We start from the raw sequence: 4032 nt of genomic DNA on the forward strand, positions 1-4032 counted from the left end.
GTGAAAGGTTGTCTGTGACCCTTCTTCTTACGCTCGTTCTTCTTTCTCTTCATCTTGAAAACGTAAATCTTCTTAGCTTTACCGTTCTTTACGATATTAGCTTCAACTGTTGCACCTGCTACTGTAGGAGCACCAACCTTTACATCTTCACCTTCACCGACCATAAGTACCTGATCAAATGTTACTGCTGAACCTTCTTCAGCTTCGATTTTTTCAACGAAAAGTGTATCACCTTCGCTAACCTTGTACTGTTTGCCGCCTGTTACGATTACTGCGTACATCCAAAACACCTCCTCTTAAATTTATGAGGACACGCTATCATAGGTACTGTGAGCAGATTTAAAACCCATTCTATGCGGTCACTATTACATAATACCATATTATTCATAGCTTGTCAAGCATTTTTTAATCTTCTTTTAAATTTATTATTACACCGACCGACGGTTTCGGGAATACGCTGATTGTAACCTCCGGCAATCTCTCGCCCATTGCAGTTATGTTTCTTATCTGTTCGACTCTTACAGGGTTCATTATGAACATTATATCGTACTTTCCGTCTTGAATATCTTTGTAACACGATTCATAACTTCTTGTCGAATGTACATAATCCTCATACTTTTCTTCATCAATATGGAACACGTCATCAATTATCAGCTTATTCAGTGCCACTATGTCAAGATTGCAATATTCCTTTGACATATCTGGATAAACATCATTTTTAATGTAATCCTTATCCCAAAGCACCATTCTGTAAAAATAATCACCACCGCAATATGCCGCAATTCTTGTTTCGGCTTTTACAGTGCTTATCTGCTTAACCATTGTACGAACAAGCGTTTCGTCATTTGAATCAACAATAATTTTTTCAACTCTGAAATGATCTTGTGCACCTGCAATAAAATGTGATTCACTGAAATTCTTTATCGTTTTCACTTCTCTGTGTACAGGAAGTACAACAAGACCGTCTGAATGTGCATTTGAAAGCGACATCATCATATAATTATACGGCTCTTTTCCCGTATGATTCGGATTATGCTCTTTCATATAATCTCTGTACTGCAAACAAGTTTCGTATCTTGTCTGACCGTCAGTGATGTACAACGACAAATCCTTAAAATGTTCAATAATAAAGTCGATTGTCGGCTTATATGAAATTTTCCAAATTTTTTGCTGTACATTATCGTCAGATGAAAATTCAAGATCAGGCTTTTCTTCCCTAAGCTCATTCATCAAATTGAAAAGTTCTTTTTCAGGCTCTACATAAAGGCAACTTATCATACTCATATCGGCATTTGTTGATTTCAAAAGCTCATATCTGTCAAGCATAGAAACTTCGTGTGGTTTTTCGCAAGGCATAATCGCTCCCTTGCCTATTTCCTCAAGTTCAACAAGTGCAACAAAGCTTGTATTTGAATAATGAGTATCGTACATTTCTATCGTCTGTTCGTACATATATATGACAGGTTCTTCATCTCTGACAAGAATACCGTCCTCAATCCATTTATCAAGATAATTTTTCGCTCTTGTAAATGTATTTTCTTCTCTTGTATCACTTTCAAACTTTTTACCTGAAAACAGACGCACCGAATTGTATTCGCTCTTGTCATAAAGTGCATCCTTATCTTCTTTTGCCATATTATAATAAGGCGGCGAAATGACCGAGCCGAGATTGTCAATTTTATCCGTATTATATCTGTATCCTCTGAACGCTTTTATATTAGCCATAAAAGTATCACCAATCCTTTCTTTCATTAATTCGCCCCACGGCGAAAACTGTTCCGTCTGTTAAAAATATAAAATTTATATTAAAAATCCATTTATTTTCTGTTTTATTATGTTTGTTTCGTCAAATAATAATACCATACCAATTAAATAAGGAGGTTAAAACATATGCACAAAATGTCCTGTTTTATAAAAGGTACTCTGGTAGGTTTTGCTGTCGGTGCGGCAGTCGGTGTAATGACCGATCCTCTATCCGACAGAGAACGTCGCAAAATTTCAAAAAAGACTGAGGGTATTTTTAGGAATATCGGTTCTGTTATGGATAATATAATAGATATTTTCCATTAAGCACAAAACGAGGCTACGCAAAATTGTAAGCCTCGTTTTTAGTATTATTCTTCTGAAATATCTTTTCCGAGATACTTAGCAACTGAATATACATCTTTATCCCCTCGTCCTGAAAGACACACGACAAGTATTTCATCTTTTTTCATTGTAGGTGCAATTTTTCTTGCCAGAGCGATTGCGTGTGATGATTCGATTGCAGGAATAATCCCTTCCATTCTTGACAAATACACAAAAGAATCCACTGCCTCTTTATCTGTTATCGGATAATATTCCGCTCTGCCCGTTTTCGCCATGTAGGCATGTTCCGGACCTATTCCAGGATAATCAAGTCCTGCTGAAATTGAATATACAGGCATAATATTACCGCCGTTGTCTTGTAAGAACAGCGACTTCATACCATGAAGTACACCGACTGTCCCCTTAGTTATAGACGCCGCATGACGTTCTGTATCAACGCCGTCGCCCGCTGCCTCTGCACCGTAAAGCTTTACAGAAGGCTCGTCAATAAAATCGGCAAACATACCGATTGCGTTTGAGCCGCCGCCCACACAAGCCATAACTGCGTCAGGCAGTTTACCTTCCGTTTCAAGAAGTTGTTTTCTTGTTTCCTTGCTTATTACACTCTGAAAATGCTTTACAATAAGCGGATAAGGGTGTGGACCTACTGCTGAACCTAATACATAAAATGTATCTTCGGCATTTGCTGTCCAAGCACGCATAGCTTCATTTGTAGCATCTTTTAGTGTTCCTGTTCCCGATGTAATAGGATGAACCGTAGCACCAAGCAAATTCATACGAAATACATTAAGTGCCTGTCTTTTTGTATCTTCCTCACCCATATATACATCACATTCAAGTCCCAAAACAGCCGCAAATGTCGCAGTTGCAACACCGTGCTGTCCCGCACCTGTTTCGGCAATGACTTTTTTCTTGCCCATTCTCTTTGCGAGCAAGCATTGACCTATTACGTTATTAATTTTATGTGCACCTGTATGGTTTAAATCTTCACGTTTCAAATAAATCTTCGCACCGCCAAGATCCTTTGTCATTTTTTCGGCATAATACAAAATTGACGGTCTGCCCGTATATTGCTTGTGATAATAATTAAGCTCACGGTTAAAATCCTCGTCATCTTTGTACTTGTTAAATGCCTCCTCCAAATTAATAAGTGCATTCATAAGAGTTTCAGCGGCATACTGTCCGCCGAATTCTCCGTATCTACCCTTCTTTTCCACTATTCTATTCTCCTCTCGTCAATCTATGTATAACACATTATAACAAATTTTTCGCGTTTGCACAAGAGTTTTTATAATATTTTTTCATAATATTTCATTCGTCCACGGTTTATTGACTAAAAATATTGCGTATGCTATAATATTAGAAGAATTCAATCAAAGGAGATTTTTACAAATGAATAAAATCACAACAAGAAAATTAGCAATAGCAGGCGTACTTATAGCTGTAGGCGTTGTATGCTCGCCGTTAAACTTTCCTGTCGGCGCGTCAAAATGTTTTCCGGTGCAACATCTTATAAACATAATTGCGTCAGTATTTTTAGGACCGTTTTACGGAGTGATTATGGCATTTATCACATCACTTCTTCGTCTTGCAACTGGTATGGGTACACTTCTTGCATTTCCGGGAAGTATGTGCGGTGCACTTATCGGCGGATTGTGCTATAAATTTTCAAAGAAATTGACGCTTGCTTATATCGGCGAATTGTTCGGAACGGGTATAATCGGTGCACTTGCCGCTTATCCTATCGCCGTTTACGTTATGGGTAAAGAGGCTGCACTTTTCGCATATGTACTTCCGTTTATAATAAGTTCGGCAGGCGGTACTGTTATAGCAATTTTCCTTGTTACAGCATTAAAGCAAACACACGCACTTGATAAATTTTTCGGAGATGACTAACTATTAGAAGTCAAGAGGTTTTTGAAAAGTTTTTCAAAAATTTTTAAA

At 37.7% G+C, this 4032-nt stretch carries 5 protein-coding genes; 2 read left to right on the forward strand and 3 right to left on the reverse strand.

Annotation, left to right across the window (positions count from 1 at the left end):
• Together rplU and ACLTU0_RS11135 are read right to left on the reverse strand one after the other, a co-directional pair.
• Positions 1 to 281, reverse strand: a 281-nt coding sequence (gene rplU, locus ACLTU0_RS11130) for a 50S ribosomal protein L21 (RefSeq protein WP_412322500.1), incomplete at its 3' end; no start/stop codon positions are given.
• 124 nt (positions 282 to 405) lie between these two features.
• Positions 406 to 1752 (reverse strand): DUF1015 family protein, encoded by a 1347-nt coding sequence (locus tag ACLTU0_RS11135; RefSeq protein ID WP_412322502.1) that lies wholly within the window; start codon positions 1750 to 1752, stop codon positions 406 to 408.
• Between the two features lie 138 nt (positions 1753 to 1890).
• Between ACLTU0_RS11135 and ACLTU0_RS11140 the strand changes: the two genes are divergently transcribed.
• Positions 1891 to 2070: a YtxH domain-containing protein gene (locus ACLTU0_RS11140; protein WP_022229482.1), complete on the forward strand. Its 180-nt coding sequence runs from the start codon at positions 1891 to 1893 to the stop codon at positions 2068 to 2070.
• Between the two features lie 44 nt (positions 2071 to 2114).
• On the opposite strand, the gene trpB is transcribed toward ACLTU0_RS11140, so the two are convergent.
• Positions 2115 to 3305, reverse strand: coding sequence for a tryptophan synthase subunit beta (gene trpB / locus ACLTU0_RS11145; RefSeq protein WP_022229481.1), 1191 nt, complete (start codon positions 3303 to 3305; stop codon positions 2115 to 2117).
• Between the two features lie 175 nt (positions 3306 to 3480).
• On the opposite strand from trpB, the gene thiW reads away from it, so the two are divergent.
• The gene (gene thiW / locus ACLTU0_RS11150) at positions 3481 to 3984 is read left to right on the forward strand and encodes an energy coupling factor transporter S component ThiW (RefSeq protein ID WP_412322503.1); all 504 of its coding nucleotides are present in this window, start codon (positions 3481 to 3483) and stop codon (positions 3982 to 3984) included.
• Positions 3985 to 4032: the final 48 nt, after the last annotated feature.

This window comes from Hominilimicola sp. (assembly GCF_046972485.1).
GTDB lineage: Bacteria > Bacillota > Clostridia > UBA1381 > UBA1381 > Hominilimicola > Hominilimicola fabiformis.

Coding starts and splice junctions, on each gene's coding strand:
- ACLTU0_RS11135 (WP_412322502.1), bottom strand. CDS start 1,752: ATGAAAGAAAGGATTGGTGATACTTTTATGGCTAATATAAAAGCGTTC.
- ACLTU0_RS11140 (WP_022229482.1), top strand. CDS start 1,891: ATGCACAAAATGTCCTGTTTTATAAAAGGTACTCTGGTAGGTTTTGCT.
- thiW (WP_412322503.1), top strand. CDS start 3,481: ATGAATAAAATCACAACAAGAAAATTAGCAATAGCAGGCGTACTTATA.